This is a genomic window from Polyangium sp. y55x31 (assembly GCF_029946505.1).
In the GTDB taxonomy this organism is placed as follows: Bacteria; Myxococcota_A; Polyangia; order Polyangiales; family Polyangiaceae; genus Polyangium.
Map to the genome: position 1 here is coordinate 203,442 of NZ_JARZHG010000015.1, position 18,789 is coordinate 222,230.

Below are 18,789 nucleotides of genomic sequence, written 5' to 3' on the forward strand. Positions count from 1 at the left end.
TCAAACCAATCACTCAGGCGCGCGGCTTGCCCGCGACCGCGCGCTCGCCCTTCGCCAGGCCCTCGCGCGGAATCCCGAGCCGCTCGCGCAAATCCCCGAGCTGCATGTCGAGCAGCTCGTCGACCTTCATGCCCTGCCGGTAGAGCGCCTTCGCCGGTTTGGCGTCCTTGTACGCTTGCAGCATCCGGTTCGGCGCGAGCACACATCCCATCATCGCGGCCGAGGCGTTCAGCAGATACACGATCCACGTCTCGCAGCCGCCCATGAGTTCCCAGACGGCGATCTCGCCTTCGCCGACGAAATTGGCGCCGTACCCCGTCGCCACGTGATGCAAATCGTGCATCGCGATCGCCCAGCGCCGCGGCGGCGGGTTCGGGAGTTTTACCTTGTACCGCCCCCCGAAGATCATCAGCGAGAACGTCTCGGCCGTATATTCGTCCGTCGTGAAGCCATTTTCCGCGAGGTACACGTCCCGCGCCTGTCGCACGGTCAGCGTGGGAGGAAGCGGGCGATCACGCGGGAACAGCGGGGCCTCTGCGACGTCGTGCAGCGAGTCGAACGTGGTCGTGGTCATCGCGCTCTCCCGGCCGGCGAGCGCCGGCCACGGGGAGACTATGGGGGCGCCCGGTCCCGGTTTCCACCCCGTTCATTCCAAATAAAGCCGCGCCGTGGTGCAGAACCGCGTGCGTGGATCGAATTCGAGCAGACCGATCCCACGCCGGCGCGCGCCCTGGGCCGTGAGCGTGCAGCGGAATCCCGTGAAGAACCCCGCGGAGATCGGGGCCTCGACCTCGAGCGAAGCGCCCGGACCGAGCGCATCGAAGAGGCTCCGCGGCGAGTGGCGCTTGCCCGGATCGATCTCGATCCGCGGCGCTTCATCGGGGAAGAGCCCCCGCAGCCCCGCGAGATCTCGCTCTCGAATCGCGCGGCCGAGCTCCTCGGCCGCCGCGTGCCCGCGCTCGAACATGCCCCGCCAGAGGCCTTCGAGGTACGTCGACACATTGGAAAACCCCTGGATTCGCAGCATACGCGCCGTGAGCCCCGTCATCGCGATCAGGCTCGTCGGCCCGCCCCTGAGGGCCGATGCGGTGACGCCGCGCAGCTCCCAAAACGCCCGCATGCGCATGACCCGCAGCGCCCCATCGACCTCGCCGAGCTCGTAAATCAAATACGCCGGCAGCGCCACGCGCGCGCCGTTCGGCGTGCGCGTCGTGATGTTCACGTCCCGCACCACCGTGAGCTCTTGGACCACGTCGGCGAGCACCTCGAAGCGCACCTCGTTCGGCGCGATGTACACGTCGTAAAAGCGCCCGAGCTCGTCGTCGCCGTCTCGCGGGTCGGCGCCCTTCCGCGCGGGCGGCCCGCCCACCGGGTCCTCGACGACCGCGCCGTGCGCGAAGAGCCCCACCCAGCCTTCTTTGTCGTGCGCGGCGACGCGGTCGGGTGAGCTCTTCACGACCGCGAGCACATCGTCTCGGCTCCATTCCATGCGCCGCGTATAACACGAAAGGGCCGGACAAGGGCAGCCGGAAGGCGCGCGGCCGGCCGCGGCGCCTCTGCTCGGCGAGCGCGGGGCTCGCGCGGCGCCCGTCCTGGCCTTATGCGTCTCGCTGGAGAGGAGGGGGGCATGGCGAAAGACGGCAATGGTCAAGCGGCGGGGATGCGAAAGCTGAGGCGGCTCGTGAAAGGCATCCGCGTGGCGATGATGACCACGACCCACGGGGACGGCACCTTGCACAGCCGCCCGATGGCCACGTGCGAGGCGCTCGACGAGGACGGCGCGCTCTGGTTCTTCACGTCCTGCGAGACCGAAAAGGTGCGCGAGATCAACGCCGATCAGCACGTGAACATCGCATACTCCGATCCGAACGACGATCGATACGTCTCCATCGCGGGCATGGCTCGGGTCGTCCGCGACAAAGAAAAGATGCAGAAGCTCTGGAACCCGATGCTGCGCCTCTGGTTCCCGCGCGGCCTCGACGAGCCGGACATCGCCCTTTTGCGGGTCGAGGTCGACCGCGCGGAATACTGGGATCCCTCGGCGGGCCTGTTCTCCGCGATCGTGAGCCGCGTGCGCTCGGCCGTCACCGGCTCGCCGGGATTCCCCGCGCGCCACGGCCGGATCGAGCTGAAGCACGGGGAGGAACAGCCGCGCGCGGCCTGACCCGTCGAAATTTCCAGAGAACGCGCGCCCGTCAAAGGACCTGGGCGAGGAGCTCGCCGAGCTCGTCCGAGGCTTTGCGAAGGAGCGTCGGATACACATCCTCGAGCAGCTTTTCCGGGATCCCGACGGCGTGGTGCAACCGCTTCGACGACGCATCGTAGTCGTTCGGGAGAAACTCTTTGGAGTGACTCGTCGTCGTGAGGAACGAGGGCGTCGGGCTCTCGCCGGGGATCGCAGCGTGCATCTCCAGCCGGATCCGGAGGTCGTTGAAGACGAGCTTGTCTTCCGCGGATACGAACGGCTCGCCCCCGTCGACGAGTGACATCGTCACCACGAGCCGAGGAACCTCCGGCATCACCTTTTCCGTCGGGCTCTGGAACTGAATGGCGCCGCCGAGCGTGGCCCTCGTGCGCGAGACGATCGCGTTGAAGGCTTTCTCCGTGATGTCCTTCTGGAACCGCCAGAACGTCTTCCCGACCGGGTGGTATCGATCCCCGTGCTCGTGCATCAGGCCCATCTCCGCGTCCAGGAACGCGTTCGGCAGGACGAAATCCACATCCAGCACGACCCGGGGATCCATGTTCGCTTCGAGCCTCTCGAGGAGCGGCGCGAAAATCCCTCGCGCGGTCTCGCCGCTCGATCCACGTCGCACTTGGAGCACGCGGAGCCGATCGGCATACACGTGGTGAATGGCGTCGCGCACCGCCCGCGACCATTTGTCCCCATGACGACGCTCGATCGCGAGCAGCTCCGCCACGTCGTGCTTCTGCTTGGCCTCGGCGATCTCGACCTTGGGCAGGCGGTTCGCTCTTATTTCGTCCTCGTATTTGCCGTGCGCGTCGAAGTATTCCTGGTAAGCGAGGCGCGTGCCCGCCCGCGTCGCCGCCGAGAGCATCGCGCTGTCGACCTCGTCGAGGTGCCGCCGGCCTCGCACGTCGGCGAGGTAGATGCCGTACGTCGGAAGAGCGTCCGCCTTCATGACCATGTCGAAGAGCAGATCGTCCGCCTCGACCGCGTGTTTGCCCTCGGGGTACGTCGCCAGGTATGCCGCCAGGGATCCGACCCGCTTTTTCGCCCGCTCGAACGCGAGGTCGTCGAGCGCGCTCCGAGGACGCATGCCCACGTCGTTGTATTGCATCTGCTTCCTGGCGAATTCATCGTCGGAGCCGCGCTCGGCCGCCTCGCAAACCTGGGCGAACAAGGACGCGTCGCTCGCGTGATTGCGCGCGAACCACGACGCTGGGCCGAGGAGCGCGCCCACGGATACCGACGCGAGCACGAGCCATCGAAATGCGGGGACCCGGCGGCCCTTCTCCGCCGCGGCCGGCTCCGCGCTCGCCCAGTCGTCGGCGATCCGCAATTCGAAAAAGGGGTCGAGCCGCTCGATCGCCGGCTGGTCGTCCGGTAAAACCAGGCGCGCGGCCTCGCCGATCGCCGCCTGCGCCTCGCGCGCGAGCTCCGTCGCATCCTCGGAGACGCGGAGCGGAGCCGCTTCGCCGTCGCCGAAAACGAGGACCACCTCCTCACGCTTTCCGCCCACGCGCCCCTCGACGCGCCGGAGCGTCGCGAGCGAGGTGACCGTGAGAATCCGCCCGCGAACCTCGACGAGGTCGAGCGAAAAGAGATACCGGCCCGACGGGAACGGCGCGCCCTCGTCCTTCGATCGCCGGAAGAACACGTGCACGATCACGGCGAGCGCGAGCAGCGATACCGCGAGCACGTACCCGAGCACGAACGCGCGCGGCTGCACGGCGAAGCGGCCTTCGAGGTCGCCGAACTGCATGAACCAGAGCACGAGCCCAACGAACACAGCCGCGATCGCCGCGCCGCGCCAGAAGCGCCGCGAGCCCGGGATCGTGCCTGTCGCGTCCTCCTCGACGCGCAGGAGCGGCGCGGGCAGGCCACCGGCTCCGATCCCGCGGACGAGCCGTTCCCGCACGACGTCCGGGAGCCTATCGAAATCGAGGACGCGGACGATGCGTGGCTCGGCGCCGGCGGAGCGGTAGTGATTGGGCACGCCCATGGCCGGGAAGGAATGCAATCATGTTCTCGCTTGACGCGCCATGGGAAATCCGCTAGTCGTGGACCCTGGCGGGCCGCTCGGGCTCCTTCGGCCTCCTTTTCGTCCGCCTCATCGCGCCGTTCGCGGCGGTCCACAGGCTCGGTTTCGAGCCTGGCTGGACACGTGCGCGTGGCGTCCGGAGGACGTCGTGGAACGCAAGCTCGTTTCGATTCAGGTGGTGGAGAGCCTCGCGCCCATCGAGGGCGCGGATCAAATCGAACAGGCCCGGGTGATGGGCTGGACCGTGGTCGTCAAAAAAGGGGAGTTTCGCCCCGGCGACCGCTGCGTGTTCTTCGAAATCGACAGCGTGCTCCCTTCGAGCGCGCCGTGGGCGGAGTTCATGCGGTCGCGCGGGTATCGCGTGCGGACCCTCAAGCTCCGCGGCGTGCTCTCGCAGGGGCTCGCATTGCCGACCACCATCCTCGACGGCGAGATCCCCGAGGTCGGGACGGACATGCGGGATCGGCTCGGCGTCACCAAGTACGAGGCCGTCCTTCCGGACGCGCGTGAAGTCGCGGGCGCATTTCCCACGCTCGTGCCGAAGACCGACGAGATCCGCCTGCAATCGGCGCTCGGGGTGCTCGACGAGATCCGCGGCCGGGAGTTTTACGTCTCGACGAAGCTCGACGGCTCCTCGGCGACGTTCTTCCGCGCGCCCGAGGGCGAGTTTTTCGCGTGCTCACGCAACTGGGCCCTCGCGCCCGGCCCGAATCCGGTCTGGCGCGTGGCGGAGCGATACGAGCTCGCGCGCCGTTTGCCCCCGGGCATCGCGGTGCAAGGCGAGCTTTGCGGCCCGGGCATACAAAAGAACCGGCTCGGGCTCTCCGAGGTCGACGTCTTCATGTTCGGCGTGTACGACGCGCGGGCGGGCCGTTACCTCGATTTCGCCGAGTTCATCACGTTCTGCAAGGAGTACGGCCTGCGCACCGTGCCCATCGAGCGCGAGGTCCGCGGCGACGAGGCCCATCGTTTCGAGCACACGCTCGATCGCTGGCTCGAAGCAGCGCGGGGCCTTTATGCGGGGACGAAAAACCGCAAGGAGGGCATCGTGGTGCGTCCCCTCGTCGAATCGCGCTCGGCGACGCTCGGCGGTCGGCTCTCGTTCAAGGTGATCAACAACGACTTCTTGCTGAAGGACGAGGACTGAAGCCCGTCACGAGACGAGGCGGATTCCCACGGGCAAGCCCTCACCATAAAACGCCGCACGATCCGCCTCTTCCACCGCGACGACCTCGCGCACGGCCCGCACCCATTCCTCGCGCGCGCCCGTGGCCACGAGCCTCCGCTCGACGTCGCGCCGCACCCGCTCCGACACGTCACGCGCTCGATCGCCCGTCAGGCGCGCCATCTCCATCGCCGCCCGCGGCGCCGTGGGCATCTCGGCCCATTTCTCGCGCAAAAGGTGATCGAGCCAGCGCTCGGCGACGTTCGGCGGGATGACGTGATGCGCACTCGCATACGCGGGCACGCGCGCGCCGATACGCCCGATCGCCGCCCAGATCCGCGGATCGCGGTCGGTCCAGGTCCGTTCGAGCAAAAAGCCGCCGAGCTCGGTCCGCCGCGCCGAAGGCACACGCTCCAGCGACGAGGCGAGGTCCATGACGTCCGCGTCGGGCTCGGCGCGAATGCCCTTGGGCTTCTTCAATCGTTTTTCGGAGGGCGCGAGGAACGGATCGACGAGGTCCCGGATCGCCACCTGCGCCGCCTCTTCGAGCCCGCCCGCGATGCGCCGCCAGGCGATCCAGAAATGCTGCCACGTGCGCGCCTCCTGCGCGAACACGACGCGCTCGTGGAAAAGGGAAAACAGATTCGCCGCGCGCTCCTCGTCGAGCGCGTGGCCAAAGCCGGGCCGGAGCGTATACCCCGCGAGTTGCCAGAAGACCCGCTCGTGATCGGCCGAGCGCCTTCGGCTCTTGTGACCCGGCCAGAGCACGTCGAAGAGGACACGGTTCGTCTCGGCCGTCCAGGTGGGTCGCTCGCCGAGGATCCGTTCGAGCTCGCGCACGAGGTCCTTCACCTCGCGCGGCGTGACGTCCGCGCGCCCCTTGCCATAAATCCGCGCAATGGCCTCGCGCGCGTCCTCCAGCCGTTTGCCTCCGGCCGTCACGCCCGGACGCACCGATTTGCCCGAGGAAACGCCGCCCTCGGTCTCGACCGCGGTGTCGGGGCTCGTCTCGCGTAGATCCCAGGTCAATCGAAAGCGACGGGCGGGCTCGGCGCCCACCTCGATACACGCGAGATCGAGCGTGCCGATCGCGCTGAGCTCGCCCGCGAGCGAGACGGTGACCTCGCCGGGACGCGCGCCCGGCTCGAAGGCCGACGAGACGGGCGGCAAGGCGGAGAAGCGCTCGACGTCCGGCGTGACGACCGCGCCCGGCAGGTCGAGCGCCTCGTCGGAGGTATACATCGGGAATCGCACCGGGCGGCCGACCGTGAGCGAAAAGGTTCGTCCCGGCACGTCGTAACGGATGCCCTCGCGCGCGCCGCGCGGGACGACGCAGACGGCCTGCCGCTGCCCGGACGGCCCCGCCGACAGACCGAGGTAATACCCGCGCGCCGAGCCACCTCCAATACGCACGCCCCGGCCGAGGAGCGATGACCCATACACGACGGCGCCACGTGCGACGGCGAGATCGGGATCCGGGTGCGGCAGAATCTCCGGACGAACGGTGCTCCACGCCCCGATCGCGTCCGCGAGCCGATCGACGATCCGTTTGGCGCGAAAGACGCCGCCGTTCAGGAGCAAAGCATGCGGCGCGGGCGCTCCGGGGGCGTGGCGGGCGAAAAAATGGGAAACGTGGCGGGTGATGGCGACGTCGCGCTCGTAGGGCAGGCCAAACGCGACGAGCGCGCTGCCGCCGCGGCGCGGGCGATCGGCGAGGGAGGCGGGCGGCAAGAAGCCGTCGAGCACGACGCGCTCGGCCTCCTCGCGCGAGAGGCGCGTGGAGAGCGCGGAACCAATGAGGCGCGCGCCCTTTCCGAGCACCGTGACCGCGACGTCGGTCGGCGGATCGTCGCCGAGGAGCCGCTCCTTTGCGGCACGGCAGGCGAGCACGAGCTGACCGAAGCGCGCGGGGGGCAATCGATCGGGCGGTTCGATCAGGCGGCTCTCGCAAAGGTGTGCGAGCGCAAGATCCATGTTGTCGCCGCCAAGGAGAAGGTGTTTTCCGACGGCGACGCGCTCGACCTCGGTGGATCCCCGCTGTTCTCCCGGACGAACCCTGATCAAGGACAGGTCCGTGGTCCCGCCGCCGACGTCGCAAACGAGGACGAGCGCCTCACCGCCGCTCCGCTGGCAAAGCGCCGCGAGCTCGCCCTCGCCGACCCGGGCCATGTAATCGTAAAACGCCGCCTGCGGCTCTTCGAGCAGCCGCACCTCGAACCCCGCGCGCCGCGCGGCCTCGACCGTGAGCTCGCGCGCGTCCTCGTCGAACGACGCGGGCACGGTGAGCACGACGTCCTGCTTTTCGAGCGGATACGCGAGGAAGGCCTCGTTCCACGCGCGCTTCACGTGCAGAAGCAATCGCGCCGCCGCGTCGACGGGCGAGATACGCGGCAGCTCCTCGGCCTCCTCGCCCGCACCCCACGGGAGAATGGGCGCGGTCCGATCGACCGCGGCGTGCGCGAGCCAGCTCTTCGACGAGGCGACGAGCCTCCCCGCGACCTCGCCCCCGCGACGCCGCGCGTGCACGCCGAGCACCCAGGGCGCGTCCCCCAGAGGATCGGGCAGGGCCTCGCCCGGAATGGGCGCGTAAAGAAACGAGGGGAAAAGCGGCTGGGGCTCGATTTCGCCGGCGCTCACGAGCTGGGGGATCGGAAAGACCTCGGGCGGCCGGTTCGCCTTCGGGTCGGCCCACGCGACCACCGTATGCGTCGTGCCGAGATCGATCCCGACGATGCGCCGCGCGCTCATGAAAAACTCCTAGCCTTCCACGGCGACCTCGCCGCCGTGCGCGCGTACGCCGAGCTCGACCTTCCACTTCTCGCCCGGCTTTTGCGGCTCGATCGGCACGGCCTCGACGAGCAAGGTCCCGACCTCGGTGATGCTCGATCGCAGCCGCACGGGCACGACGTCGCCCTCGTGGCGCCCGTCCGCCGGCAAGGTCACTTCAATGGGCGCGAGCTCGTCGAGCTCGCCCTCGCCCCAGGATTCGAGCTCCCGTCCGGCCGGGTCGTCCCGACGAACCGACGAGCCGAAGAACCGGAATCGCACGGGCTCGCCGACCACGACGCCGAGCTCCTGCGGAGGCAAGGCCGCCTCCGTGCCCTCCTCCATGCCGAACGGAGCCACGCAAAGCGCGGTGATCGGCGGTTCGAGGCCCGGCACGGCCGGCACCGCGCTCTCGATGCCCACGTAATAAGCCCGCGCCGTGCCGCCACGAATACGAAGGCCCCGGCCCTTGCGCACGAGCCCGTACGTGGCCGCGCCACGCGCGACCGCGAGGTCGAGGTCGGCCGCGGGCAAGACGCGCACGGGCGCGCCGCCGTCGGCCTCGAGCCAGGCATTCAGCGTCGAGACGATCCGATCGGCGAGGACCTTGCCCTTCATGACGCCACCATTGAAGAGCAGGACCGTCGGGTGCAGGAGCGCGCGGCCCTCGTGCCGCGGAAATCCCTCGATCCGATCGAGCGCGCGCGCGTGGCGGCCGAGGAACGCCGCGAGGTGGCGCGTGACGCCCGGGTCCTGCGCATACGGCAAGCCGAGCTGCGTGAGGCCGCCGCGAGGGCGCTGCGCGGGGCGAGCGGTTGCCCCGACGACCGGGAAAAACCCGTCGACGAGGATCTTTCCGACTTCGGATTGCGAGAGCTCGGTCCGCAAGGACGAGCCGAGGAGCTTGGCACTACGGCTCGGGACGACGACGGGCAAACTCTCGATCGAGGCGTCCGAGAGGAGGCGCTCCTTGGCCACACGCGCCGCGTGCGTGAGCGCGATCATTTGCCATCGATCGAGCTCTTTGCCCTCGGCGACGAACTTCTGCCGCGCCACGTGCGCGAGCGCGAGGTCCATGTTGTCGCCGCCGAGCAGGATGTGATCACCCACGGCGACGCGCTCGAGCGCGAGCGATCCATTCACCTCGGTCGCAGCGATGGCCGAAAAGTCGGTCGTGCCGCCGCCGACGTCGACGACGAGGATCACGTCGCCCGGGTGAATGTATTTGCGCCAGTCCTCACCCGCGGCGTCGATCCAGGCATAAAGCGCGGCCTGCGGCTCTTCGAGCAGCGTGAGATCCTCGAACCCGGCGAGGCCCGCGGCCTCGACGGTCAGATCCCGCGCCGCCGCGTCGAACGAGGCCGGGACCGTGAGCACGATCTCCTGCGCCGAGAGCGATTGCTCCTTTCCTTGTCGATGCGCCCACGCCTCGGCGAGGTGTTCCAGGTAGCGCCAGGAAGCCTCGACGGGCGATATTTTCTCGACGTCCTCGGGCGCGCCGAGCGGCAGGAGCGCCGACCTTCGGTCCACGCCCGAATGCGAGAGCCAGCTCTTCGCGCTCGACACGAGCCGGATCGGCGCGTCGATGCCACGCGTACGGGCATATTCACCCACCACGAACGTGCGCTCGGCGTCCCAGGGCAAGCTCTGCGCGCCCTCGCTCTCGTGCGCGGCGTAATAAAACGAAGGCAAGAGCGTCCGCTCCTCCAGCGTGCCGCGGGCGACGAGCTGGAGAATGGGCAAGACCTCGGGGTTCGGCTTTTCTGCGGCGCTCTCGGCGAACGCGAGTGCCGAATGGGTGGTGCCGAGATCAATACCAACGACGAAACGAGCGGTCACAGCTCCACCTCCGCGGGCGCGAGGATCTTCGGGTCGTGGCCCGCCGTGGGCGTGGGCAGGTGAATCTCCGCGACCCTCCAGCCCCGATGCTGGACCGTCCCTCGATAAGGAGGTTTGCCCTGCACGTTGCCCGTGAGCTTGACCTCGGCCGGAGAGAAGCCGGCTTCGAGCGTGACCTTTTGCCCCTCCTCCTCGCTCCGCACGGGGACGATCGTCACGTGGTCGTGCAGCGCTTTGCGGCATCCCTCGTGGACGACGCGGACGGCGGCGCCGATGTCGGCGTCGGGGAAGGTGGCGATGTCCTGCTCCAAGAAGTCGACGAGCCTGCCCTCCCGCTGGAGGAGCGCGAGGAGCGAGAGCGCCGGGGAGAGGTCGGGCGCCGCAGGCTTTTCAGGCTCGGGTTTCTTGGCCTTTTCGGGGAGCTTGGCGGGCTCGGGCTCGGCCGGCGGGAGGGCCGGGACGGCGGCCTTGAACACGCGAGCAGCAAATTGGCCGTCGAACAGGATCCGAACCAGGCAGGCCCAGGCAAACCAGAGCCGCGTGGCGAGTGGGAGCGGGACTTCTTCGGACACGCGGGAAGGGTAACGCGTGTCGCGTCAAGGTGGGAGTTTCCGGCGAGCGGGTTTTTGTCGGGGCTAGGGGGAGCCGGTGGGAGGTGAGGGTCGAACTGGACGATCGGCGCGCGGGAGGCGTGTCACGCGTGGGGGTGGTCCCCCCGAACTCGGGGTCGCAGAGCGACCCCTCAAACAACAGGACCCACCACCCCCACGCGTGACACGCCTCCCGCGCACCTCGATGCAGGTCAGGGGACGGGCTCAGGGGTTCAGGTGAGGAGGAGGGTTTTGCCAGCGAAGAGGAGGCCGCGCTTGCGGAGGGTGGTGTGGAGTTTTTTGTACTGGGGGGTGTGCTGGGGGATGTTGATGCGGCCAGAGGCCACCCAGTGGAGCTGCCGGGGAAGCGCTGCGAGTTTTCTCGCCGCGTCGTGCTGGAGGAAGGTTTCGAGCCAATCGAGCTTCTTCTCGACGACCGAGACCTCGCTCGTCTCGGCAGAGTGAGCCTCGATGAAGTGGGCGATGGCTTGGCCCGAGCGCTCGTAGCCGACGACGTAGTCCCAGCGGTTCGACTCCGGATGCGTTGCTCGACAGTCGCCGTCGATGTCCACGCTGCCGAGGATCTTGCTTGCGTCCCCTCCGGAGATCTGGCCCTTCCCTTCACCCCGCTTGATGGCCTGGAGCCCCTCGCGATGTTGAAGGGGTTTGCAGGGGGTCACGGCGTCGCGGAACGTATCTTTTGACGCCTTGGGCTTCTTGCCAGACGTCATCGCGACACGGCCTCGCCCACGATCTGTGCGATGCGCCCCGAAAAGCCGCTGAGCCCGCCCCAGCCGGCGACAGCCGGGTCGTCGGAGCCAGGGTCTAGGGTGGAGATGTCTTCCGTGATCACGCCGGTGTCGGTGCGATGGAAGTAGTAGGTGCGATATTGCTTCTGCAGGGCGGAGGTCAGGACATCCTTCAGGTGCTTCGTCGGGCGTTCGATGTTGAACACGCGGCAGAGCGCCTTGACGCCGATCTTGGGATCGACCGCGGAGAGTTCGCGCAGGGCCCAGACGAGGTCCAGAATGACGGGGGAGTGCGTCGAGAGGATGACCCGATGATCACGCGCCAGTAGGTCCAGCACGAGGAGCCCGAAGCTGACAATGGCCTGGGGGTGAAGGCCCATCTCGGGCTCCTCGATGATGACGTCCTCCGTGGGCATGTGCGGGTACAGGCCGAGCAGGAGCGGCGTGAACTCCCGCTGCCCCGCAGACCAAGCGCTATAAGGTAAGGCCGACTCGCTCCCGAAGGGCTTCAGTACGACACGCTTGCGCATCCCCTCCCTTTCCACCTTGAGCGTCGAGCCGACATAGATTGACGCGTCGACCACGGAGCCCAGCTCTGCCTTGAACCACTTCGGGCGTGGAAAAATCGCGCCCTCGCGACCGAGTCCTCGCTCCATCGACAGACGAAGTGATTCGCTGAACTTTCGGATGGCGTATGGATCACCGCCTGCATAAGCCATGAATGGCTTGGGCCAGCCATCCTGGAGCACGAGGACACGTTGCGCCGGGATCAGGTACACCGTCTCTCTGGTATTGTCGATCGAATCCGGGACAGCAACACTCTTGAAATCGACACTTTCCCCGTCGCAAATGGCCACGGTCTTCTTCTGGATGACCTGCTCCAGTCCGCCGCCGAAATAAATGGAGCAGAAATCGCGAACAGGATTGTCCCCCGAAAACCAGTCGAATCCGTATTGAAACAAATCGGCGGCAATCGCCCTCGCATCCTGGATCGCCTTGAAGAGCTGCACGAACAGGCTCTTGCCGGTGGCCTGCGGCCCCACGAGGACCGTGAGGTCCCCGAACTCGACATCACCTTCCTTGATAGGGCCGAACGCCCGGACTTGCAGCCGCTTCATGGTTGCCTGTGCGCAGGCAACCACAAGTCCGCGGATCGGTCAACGATCCCACGGGAGCACGGGGCGGGCGCCGTTCCACCTCGAACCCGCCCCGGCCAGTCCGTCTCCTCAGCCTTCCGCGCCGTCTTCCGCACTCTCGTCCCCCCCGCTCGCCGCGCGCAGGTGGATTCGCTTGTATTCTTTCGACGACGGCCCGTGCACCTCGCGCACGACGCGCTTGAACGAGAGATACTTCTCGTAGGCGGGCCCGTACGCCGTCGCGCGCGCGTGTTTTGCATTGGCGAGCGCCGTGTTCGCCTCGACCGATTCGCGGATTTCCTTGATCACCATGGGCGCGCGCTGGCCGAATTCGCCGTTCACGATCTCGTCGGCCCACGGCGTCCCCACGTGATCGTCGATGGCGTCGAGCAGCTCTTCGAGCGCGTTGACCTTGTCGGTGTCGGTCGGCTGCCGCTTGAGGGTATCGGGCACTGCCAACGTGGGCACGTAGGCCAATGCGACGGCGCGCGCCTCGCGATAAGGTTGGTCGATCGATACGAGCGCGGCATTCGCCTCCGCCCCCTCCTTGCCCGCCGCGCTCTCCCCCGCGAGGACGGACTTGTGCGCGGTGAGAAACGCCTCCGCCGACCCCTTCAAGACGTCCGCATACACCCGCCCCACCACCGGCCGCGCACCCGCGTCCGTACCGAGCTCCTGGCATCGCGTGAGAATCCGGTAGAAACGCTTGTAGTCGATCGCACCCATCAACCCATCCTCCCGACCGAGCGGTGTACGCTGGTTCGGTGTGGACGGTATCAGAAGAACCGTGAGCCAGGGGGCGGAACCGTACGGCTGTACACGATCGGCGCGGAGACGCTCCCGAGGTCAGGGCGGACGTGCAGGGAGCGCGGCGGGGTGCGCACGAGCGGAACGCGGCCGCGTGCAAGGAAAACGCTCGTCTGTGGGAGAAAACCGCTCACGCGCGAGGAGCAAAACGCAAACCCGTAGGAGCGAAGCGCAATCCTGTAGGAGCAAAACGCAAACCCGTAGGAAGGTCGGCGTGTGATGTAGCTATCTTTACTCGACGCGTAGGAAGGAAACGCGCGGAGGCGGTGGGCGAACGGCACGGGCGTTCGAAGCGCAGGCGCGTCGGTTTGTTGCGAGCGGTTTCGTGAAGGGCCGGGGCGATGTCGTGTGGCCCGGAGCGCTTCGGGAGGGGTCGTCGACGGGTCGGGATACGCTCGGGGTGGCCGGAGGAGGCGCAGACCCCTCTTCACTTCTTGAACGGGGGGCGCGTCGGCGTCGGGTCCGTTTCGGCGGTCTTGCACCGCTCGAAGTCGTACGGGTTGCCCTCGTTGCAGAAGATCAAATTGTCGAAGCAGCAAGCGGGGCAATAGTGCTCCTCGCCTCGTTCGATGCAGCCCTGATAGCACTTGTTGGTCGGCTCGTGACACTCTTCACGGACGCGGGCGCGCCCCGCGTCATTCGTGTTCGACGAAGGCTTGCTCGAAGAACCCTCGCAACCGGCGAGCAGCGCCAGGAACCATGGGAGCATCACGAGCGTGGTTCGATGCGTGCTCATGCCACTAGTCTCCCTTGTCCGGGCAACTGTAAAAGCTGTACCAGCCGGCGTCGGAGCTGCAAGCGGCGGCGTTTTCGTTGCAACAATCGTTGCACGCGGAGCCAGCGCCGGCTTTCGCGCAGCTGTTATGGCAGGCAAACGCCTTCCGCTCACAGGGTCCCCTCGCAGGCGTGTCAGGGTCGTCCGAACACCCGCCCGCCACCATCACGACCCATACCCACAGGACCAGCGCGCAAGCCTTCCGCATGGCGCCCTGCTGTACTCACTCCCCCTCGCCGGCACCAAATCTTGCGCTTACTGCACCCTCACTCGCTTCCGCCCGAGGCCCGACCCCCCTCACGCGCACCGATCACACGTCCCGCGGAACTGGATCTCCAGCCCCTTCTTGCGCAGCGCCCGCGGGATACCGCGTGCTGGCTTCACCTCGACGATCTCGTCGGGCAGGCATGCCACCTCGCCGCAACTGTTGCAGACGAAGTGCGGGTGCGTCCCGCTGTCGTGCTCGCCCCCTTCGCGCACCAGCTCGAAACGCCAGACGTGGTCGCCCACGTCGGTGCGTCGCACCAGGCCGACCTCCGTCAGGTCGATCAGGTTGCGGTAGATCGTCGCGCGGTCCCAGCCCTCGGGCGCGAGCTCGGCGCACAGATCGCCGTGGCTCACCGGCGTCTTCTGGGCGAGCAGCCGCCGCAGCACGGCCAGGCGGGGAGCCGTCGCGCGCAGGCCCTTGTTCCGGACGAGCGACCGCAGCTCGTCGATGCTGGGAGGGTCGGTCGAGCGCGCCATGCCTGTTCCCTACCCCGACCACGGTCGGGTCGCAATGGGGACCGAGGAGAAGGAGCAACACGGATGCTGTTGCAGATGTCCACCCCGTGTAAGGAGATGGCCCCGTCGCCGTTCTTTCTGTCTCGAACCCGCGAGACGCGGTTTACCATCTTCAGATCGTTGGGGCGGGTCGTTCGTCGAAGGGCCTTCGGCGCGCCGCGCCTCCTGCTGGCTCGCACGTAGAGGTCTCCCGATGAGAAAGATTCTGGTTCCGCTCGCGCTTCTGTGGCTCGCCGGATGTGCCAAGACGACGACCTTCGTCAAGAGCGACACCACGCTCGGACGCGTGGTCGTCTACCGCAACGGCATCGCCTACTTCGAGCGCTACGCCGAGATCGACGGTGACTCGCTCCGGCTCAGCGTGCCGGGGGACAAGATCGACGATTTTTTGAAGTCACTCACCGTGATCGACGCGACCACGGGCAAACCCGCGCCCGTCGCGTACCCGACCTCCGGCTCGGCGTTCGTCGGCCAGGAGAACAACAACCAGCAGAACTACCAGAACCAGCAGTACGGCGGCGGCAGCCTCGTCAACATGGAGATCCAGCTCCAGGGGCCGAAGCCGCACAAGCTCCTGCTCTCGTACGTGACCGAGGCCCCGTCCTGGAAGCCGAGCTACCGCGTCTCCGTCGGCAAGGACAGCAAGATGAAGGTCGAGGCGTGGGCCATCGTCGACAACACCTCCGGCGAGGACTGGAACAAGGTGAAGCTCGGCGTCGGGTCGAGCTCGGCGCTCTCCTTCCGCTTCGATCTGCGCTCGGTCCGCATGGTCCAGCGCGAAACTTTGCAGACCAACGATCTCTTCGCGCAGGCGCCTCCCATGGGCGGCTCGACGTATGCGGGGCAGCCGGTGCTCCCGGGCGGGGGCCTTTCCCCGGGCAAACGCGTGGTCGCAGAGCTCGACGACTCGCGGCTCGCGGACGCGACCACCGCGGCACATGACGGGGGGGAAGAGCGCACGATGACGAGGACGCAGTCGTCGTTCGACAAGAAGGGCAGCGCGGGCGGCCCGACGGGCGGGCTCGGGGCCCTCGGCGGCGGCGGCGGGGGCAGGCGCGCGACCAACAGCGCGCCCGCGACGAAGGCGCCGGCGCGCGAGCCGCCGATGGTCGACAACAAACCGAGGGACACCTCCGGGCTCGATCGGCTGGCTGCGCAGTACAAGAATTCGCGGCGGCAGGTGGTCGTCGAGGGGTATGCCGACGGGCGCGACGGCGACAAGTACGGCGCGTCGCTCGAACGCGCGAACCGCGCCCGCGAGCAGCTCATCCGCGCCGGGCTCGATCCTTCGCAGGTCGTCGCCGTGGGCAACGGCATACAAGCGGGCCGCGCGGGCGGCGTGCGGATCGTCGAGGCGCCGGAAGAGGTGCAACAAGGGCAGATGCAAAATACGGCGACCCTCGATCCAGGAGCGGCGCCGGCGAGCGCCGAGCCGATCGGCACGTCGCACTTCGAGTCGCCCACGCCGATGACGGTGCCGCGCCTGACGAGCGCGATGGTGTCGATCCTGAGCGAGGAGACCGAGGGCGGCTTCGTGTATTTCTACGATCCGGAGAGCGCGCGCGGAAACACGACGTTCCCGTTCCGCGCGGTGCGCCTCAAGAACCCCACGGACTCGGTGCTGGAGAGCGGGCCCGTGACCGTGTTCGGCGAGGGCCGGTTCATCGGCGAGGGCATGAGTGATCCGATCCCGGCGCGCTCGTTTGCGTTCGTGCCGTTCGCGCTCGATCGGCAAATCGTGGTGGAGCGCAAGGACGATACGCGCGACGAGATCGCCCGCATCCTCAGCGTGCAGCGCGGCGTGTTCTCCACGGAGGTCCGGCACACGAAGAAGAAGACGCTCGTCATGACGAACCGCCTTCAGGACAAGGCGACGGTGTACGTGCGGCACACGGTCGCGCCCGGATTCAAGCTGGCGAAGGCGCCGCAGTCGCAGGAGCGGTTTGGCGAGTCGTATCTCTTCAAGATCGAGATCCCGGCGGGCGCGAAGGTCGAGGTCGACATCGAGGAGGAGACGCCGCTCTTCAAGAGCACCGACATCCGCAGCACGGTGGGGATGGAGATGGTGCGCGTGCACCTCTCGAGCGCCGCGGCCGCGGGTCCGCTGAAGGAGTCGGTGACGAAGCTGCTCGAGCTGCAGAAGGAGATGGCGAACCTCGAACAACGCATCACCACCTCACGCGAGCAGATGGCCGAATACCGGCAGCGCCTCGACGAGCTGCACGCGCAGATCGTGACGCTGAAGGTCGTGAAGAGCGGCGGCCCGCTGATGCAGAGCCTCGAAAAGAAGATGCAAGAGGTGAGCGATCGGATCTCGAAGGCCACGATCGATCTCGTCGCGCTTCAAGAGAAGCTGATGCTCGCGCGCATCCGCTTCCAGGACGGCGTCTCCGAGCTCTCGCTGGAAAAGGAGACGGCGGGTTCGGCTGCGAAAGACGGTTCGACCACCAAGATCTAGCGCCGAGAGGTGCGAAGCCATCTTTACACCCTCTCCCGGAGGGCTGTACGCTCCGCCCTGACTTGCAACCAGGGACGGTGCACGGATGAACCCAGGCGGTTACGGTGGCGGCGGCGGGGGATACCCGCCCGGCGGTGGTTATCCTCCCGGCGGTGGTTATCCGCCCGGCGGTGGTTATCCGCCCGGCGGTGGTGGGATGCCGCCTGCTGGTGGTGGAGGGGGCTGGGGGCCGCCTCCAGGCGGCGCGCCGCCTCCGGGTGGTGGAGGTGGTGGCTGGGGACAACCTCCGGCGGGCGCTCCGGGTATGGGTGCGTATGCGCCTCCGCAAGGTGGTTATGGACCGCCGCCCGGCATGCCGATGGGCATGATGGGCGCGGGCGTGCCCGGCATCGGGCAGCGCGTCGTATTCAATGGCGACGGCGGCAAGCTCTTCGGCACGTACCTGCTCTTCGCGGTGGTGCCGATGATCGTCGCTTACTTCATCATGGGCATCTTCTACGGCATCGGAATGGCCATCGAGAGCGCGGCGCGCACCGGTGGCGCCATCATGTTGCTGTTCTCGCTCGTCGGCGGGCTCATCATGTTCGCGGCCATCCTCGGGGCGTCCGTGATGTTCGCGAACAAGTTCTACGGCTTCTATTTCGAGGCCCTGCAGCTCGACGGTCAGCCCTGCCAGTACACGGGTACGCCGCAGGAGCTCGCGAAGGTGATGGTCATCAACGCGCTCCTCACGACGGTGACCTGCGGGGTCTACACGCCGTGGGCGATCGTGAAGACGAAGGAGTTCGTCGACAGCAAGGTGCTCGTGGGCGGGCAGCCGGGGCGGCTCACGTTCCACGGCGACCCGGCGTCCCTGCTCGGCACGTACATCCTCGGCATGATCCTCGTGTATTGCACGCTCGGGATCTACGGCCCCTGGTTCGCGAACAATATCTTCGCGTTCATGTGGGAGAACACGAAGCTCGACGGCCGGGCCTACCAGTTCCGCAAGGATCCGGGCGGGTTCTTCGGGACGTACCTGCTCACGCTCATCCTGTCGGCGATCACCTGCAACATCTATTACCCCTGGGGCATCTGCAACATCCTCAAGTGGGAGGCGGAGCGCGTCGCCTGACGCGCCCGACCGCATGCGCGAGAGCGCCGCAAAACGGCTCCGCTTCGCCCTGCCGGCGCTCTCGATAGCCTCCCTCCTCGCCCTCCTCCCGCAATCCACCTGCATCCTCCGCCTCACGCTCGGGCTCCCCTGCCCCGCGTGTGGGCTCACGCGCGCGGCGCTCGCGCTCCTTCACCTCGATCTCGCGGCCGCGACCGCCTTTCATCCGCTCGCGCTTCCGCTCGCGCTCGTCGCAGTCGCCACCGTTTTCGCCGCGCTCTTCCTCGACGACGCGCGATGGAAACGGTTTGGCAGGGACGTCTCCGGCGGCAGCGGGGTCGCGCTCGTGATCGTGTGGGCGGTCCGGTTCCTCGGCCTGTTCGGCGGGCCCGTGCCCTGACG

16 protein-coding genes are annotated in these 18,789 nt (G+C 67.7%); 5 read left to right on the top strand and 11 right to left on the bottom strand.

What is annotated here, in order from left to right; translation table 11 throughout:
* Positions 1-13: 13 nt before the first annotated feature.
* Positions 14-574, bottom strand: coding sequence for a hypothetical protein (locus tag QHF84_RS25710; protein WP_281316054.1), 561 nt, complete (start codon positions 572-574; stop codon positions 14-16).
* Positions 575-646: 72 nt separating this feature from the next.
* Entirely contained in the window at positions 647-1,489 is an 843-nt protein-coding gene (locus QHF84_RS25715; RefSeq protein WP_281316055.1) for a nuclear transport factor 2 family protein, read from the bottom strand.
* Positions 1,490-1,627: 138 nt separating this feature from the next.
* Here QHF84_RS25715 and QHF84_RS25720 point away from each other — a divergent pair, with 138 nt between their 5' ends.
* Positions 1,628-2,164, top strand: a complete 537-nt coding sequence (locus tag QHF84_RS25720) for a pyridoxamine 5'-phosphate oxidase family protein (protein ID WP_281316056.1) — start codon at positions 1,628-1,630, stop codon at positions 2,162-2,164.
* A gap of 31 nt (positions 2,165-2,195) precedes the next feature.
* Here QHF84_RS25720 and QHF84_RS25725 read toward each other — a convergent pair whose 3' ends face one another.
* Positions 2,196-4,187, bottom strand: a complete 1,992-nt coding sequence (locus QHF84_RS25725) for a hypothetical protein (RefSeq protein ID WP_281316057.1) — start codon at positions 4,185-4,187, stop codon at positions 2,196-2,198.
* Positions 4,188-4,374: 187 nt separating this feature from the next.
* Between QHF84_RS25725 and QHF84_RS25730 the strand changes: the two genes are divergently transcribed.
* Positions 4,375-5,373 carry an RNA ligase (ATP) gene (locus QHF84_RS25730; protein WP_281316058.1) on the top strand — a complete coding sequence of 333 codons (999 nt, stop codon included), beginning with the start codon at positions 4,375-4,377 and terminating at the stop codon, positions 5,371-5,373.
* A gap of 6 nt (positions 5,374-5,379) precedes the next feature.
* Here QHF84_RS25730 and QHF84_RS25735 read toward each other — a convergent pair whose 3' ends face one another.
* The 8 genes from QHF84_RS25735 to QHF84_RS25770 form a co-directional block, all read right to left on the bottom strand.
* Complete coding sequence (locus tag QHF84_RS25735) at positions 5,380-8,139, bottom strand: hsp70 family protein (protein WP_281316059.1); 2,760 nt, start codon at positions 8,137-8,139, stop codon at positions 5,380-5,382.
* A gap of 9 nt (positions 8,140-8,148) precedes the next feature.
* Positions 8,149-9,996 (bottom strand): Hsp70 family protein, encoded by a 1,848-nt coding sequence (locus QHF84_RS25740; protein WP_281316060.1) that lies wholly within the window; start codon positions 9,994-9,996, stop codon positions 8,149-8,151.
* Positions 9,993-10,568: a DUF2760 domain-containing protein gene (locus QHF84_RS25745; RefSeq protein ID WP_281316061.1), complete on the bottom strand. Its 576-nt coding sequence runs from the start codon at positions 10,566-10,568 to the stop codon at positions 9,993-9,995. The genes QHF84_RS25740 and QHF84_RS25745 overlap by 4 nt, the downstream gene beginning before the upstream one ends.
* Positions 10,569-10,819: 251 nt before the next feature.
* The gene (locus tag QHF84_RS25750; RefSeq protein WP_281316062.1) at positions 10,820-11,317 is read right to left on the bottom strand and encodes a hypothetical protein; all 498 of its coding nucleotides are present in this window, start codon (positions 11,315-11,317) and stop codon (positions 10,820-10,822) included.
* Positions 11,314-12,453, bottom strand: coding sequence for an AAA family ATPase (locus QHF84_RS25755; protein WP_281316063.1), 1,140 nt, complete (start codon positions 12,451-12,453; stop codon positions 11,314-11,316). Before QHF84_RS25755 ends, QHF84_RS25750 begins: the two co-directional genes overlap by 4 nt.
* 108 nt (positions 12,454-12,561) lie before the next feature.
* A complete protein-coding gene (locus tag QHF84_RS25760) occupies positions 12,562-13,197 on the bottom strand; it encodes a hypothetical protein (protein ID WP_281316064.1) in 636 nt (211 codons plus the stop codon).
* A gap of 508 nt (positions 13,198-13,705) precedes the next feature.
* Positions 13,706-14,014, bottom strand: a complete 309-nt coding sequence (locus tag QHF84_RS25765) for a hypothetical protein (protein ID WP_281316065.1) — start codon at positions 14,012-14,014, stop codon at positions 13,706-13,708.
* Positions 14,015-14,350: 336 nt separating this feature from the next.
* Positions 14,351-14,797: a Fur family transcriptional regulator gene (locus tag QHF84_RS25770; RefSeq protein WP_136931206.1), complete on the bottom strand. Its 447-nt coding sequence runs from the start codon at positions 14,795-14,797 to the stop codon at positions 14,351-14,353.
* A 232-nt stretch (positions 14,798-15,029) separates the two neighbouring features.
* Between QHF84_RS25770 and QHF84_RS25775 the strand changes: the two genes are divergently transcribed.
* The 3 genes from QHF84_RS25775 to QHF84_RS25785 all read left to right on the top strand — a co-directional run bounded on the left by QHF84_RS25775 (position 15,030) and on the right by QHF84_RS25785 (position 18,787).
* The gene (locus QHF84_RS25775; RefSeq protein ID WP_281316066.1) at positions 15,030-17,294 is read left to right on the top strand and encodes a DUF4139 domain-containing protein; all 2,265 of its coding nucleotides are present in this window, start codon (positions 15,030-15,032) and stop codon (positions 17,292-17,294) included.
* Positions 17,295-17,379: 85 nt separating this feature from the next.
* Positions 17,380-18,408: a DUF898 family protein gene (locus QHF84_RS25780; RefSeq protein ID WP_281316067.1), complete on the top strand. Its 1,029-nt coding sequence runs from the start codon at positions 17,380-17,382 to the stop codon at positions 18,406-18,408.
* Between the two features lie 13 nt (positions 18,409-18,421).
* Positions 18,422-18,787: a DUF2752 domain-containing protein gene (locus tag QHF84_RS25785; RefSeq protein WP_281316068.1), complete on the top strand. Its 366-nt coding sequence runs from the start codon at positions 18,422-18,424 to the stop codon at positions 18,785-18,787.
* Positions 18,788-18,789: the final 2 nt, after the last annotated feature.

Bases quoted from the DNA above. Each gene is read 5' to 3' on its own strand.
- QHF84_RS25710 (WP_281316054.1), bottom strand. From the start codon at position 574: ATGACCACGACCACGTTCGACTCGCTGCACGACGTCGCAGAGGCCCCG.
- QHF84_RS25715 (WP_281316055.1), bottom strand. From the start codon at position 1,489: ATGGAATGGAGCCGAGACGATGTGCTCGCGGTCGTGAAGAGCTCACCC.
- QHF84_RS25720 (WP_281316056.1), top strand. From the start codon at position 1,628: ATGGCGAAAGACGGCAATGGTCAAGCGGCGGGGATGCGAAAGCTGAGG.
- QHF84_RS25725 (WP_281316057.1), bottom strand. From the start codon at position 4,187: ATGGGCGTGCCCAATCACTACCGCTCCGCCGGCGCCGAGCCACGCATC.
- QHF84_RS25735 (WP_281316059.1), bottom strand. From the start codon at position 8,139: ATGAGCGCGCGGCGCATCGTCGGGATCGATCTCGGCACGACGCATACG.
- QHF84_RS25750 (WP_281316062.1), bottom strand. From the start codon at position 11,317: ATGACGTCTGGCAAGAAGCCCAAGGCGTCAAAAGATACGTTCCGCGAC.
- QHF84_RS25755 (WP_281316063.1), bottom strand. From the start codon at position 12,453: ATGAAGCGGCTGCAAGTCCGGGCGTTCGGCCCTATCAAGGAAGGTGAT.
- QHF84_RS25760 (WP_281316064.1), bottom strand. From the start codon at position 13,197: ATGGGTGCGATCGACTACAAGCGTTTCTACCGGATTCTCACGCGATGC.
- QHF84_RS25765 (WP_281316065.1), bottom strand. From the start codon at position 14,014: ATGAGCACGCATCGAACCACGCTCGTGATGCTCCCATGGTTCCTGGCG.
- QHF84_RS25770 (WP_136931206.1), bottom strand. From the start codon at position 14,797: ATGGCGCGCTCGACCGACCCTCCCAGCATCGACGAGCTGCGGTCGCTC.
- QHF84_RS25775 (WP_281316066.1), top strand. From the start codon at position 15,030: ATGAGAAAGATTCTGGTTCCGCTCGCGCTTCTGTGGCTCGCCGGATGT.
- QHF84_RS25780 (WP_281316067.1), top strand. From the start codon at position 17,380: ATGAACCCAGGCGGTTACGGTGGCGGCGGCGGGGGATACCCGCCCGGC.
- QHF84_RS25785 (WP_281316068.1), top strand. From the start codon at position 18,422: ATGCGCGAGAGCGCCGCAAAACGGCTCCGCTTCGCCCTGCCGGCGCTC.